Source organism: Pseudomonas sp. AP19 (genome assembly GCF_001728855.1).
Classification (GTDB): Bacteria; Pseudomonadota; Gammaproteobacteria; order Pseudomonadales; family Pseudomonadaceae; genus Aquipseudomonas; species Aquipseudomonas fluorescens.
Genome location: NZ_LXJP01000141.1, coordinates 1 through 967, shown reverse-complemented (window position 1 = coordinate 967; position 967 = coordinate 1). Strand labels below are relative to the sequence as shown.

Below are 967 nucleotides of genomic sequence, written 5' to 3'. Positions count from 1 at the left end.
CTCGGCTCAAGGTGGTTGGCCAGACAAAAACGTTTCCAGTCATCGCTACCATATTGGCTACCCTGGTCCGAATGCACGATGACTCTGGTTTTGGGTTTACGGCGCCATACCGCCATGAGCAGCGCGTCCAGCGCCAGCTCCTTGCCTAGCGTTGGCTTCATTGACCAGCCGACCACCTTGCGAGCGTAGAGATCCAGTACGACAGCCAGATATAGCCATCCCTGCCACGTTCGGATGTAAGTGATATCGGTCATCCAAGCCTTATTAGGGGCATCGACAGTGAAGGCCCGGTTAAGTCGATTGGGGGCAATGATCGATGGTCTGCCTTTGATTGCGCGCGGGGCTTTATATCCTCTGAGCGCCTTGATTTTATTGGTGCGCATCAGTGCCGCGACACGGTGCTTGCCGCAACTTTCTCCAGCCTCGCGCAAGTCAGCAAACACCCGCCGTGCGCCATACACACCTCGACTGGCCGCATAGGAGTCGCGGATCAGCCCTAACAGCCGACCATTCTCTTTTTCGCGGTCAGAAACAGGCTTGTGTAGCCATTGATAGAACCCGGCACGAGCAACTTGCAAAACCCGGCACAGCGTAGTGATCGCGTATTGATGCCGATGCTCGTTCATAAAGCGGTATTTCACTCGGGTTCCCTGGCGAAGTACCGCGCTGCTTTTTTTAATATGTCGCGCTCTTCTTCCAAGCGTCGCATTTGGGCTCGCAGCCGCAAAATCTCGCTTTTGGCTTCGAGCAACTCGCTGGCCTGTTTCTCGGTTTTGTCAGGCGTCACGGCTTTGACCCATTTGTAGAGGCTGTGGGTCGAAACGCCGAGGCGCTCGGCTGTTTCCGCAACGGAGTATCCGCGTTCAATAACTTGCCTCACGGCTTCTGCCTTGAATTCCGGCGTGAATCGTTGGGTGCTCATAAACTTCCTCCTATGCTCAAAGCATAGGCTGGAGATGTCTACGGG

Annotated in this window: 1 pseudogene; it reads right to left on the bottom strand. The window is 55.1% G+C overall.

The annotated features are described in order from the left end of the window. A pseudogene (locus A7D21_RS34010) lies at positions 1-922 on the bottom strand (IS3 family transposase); the annotation flags it as partial. Between the last annotated feature and the right edge of the window lie 45 nt (positions 923-967).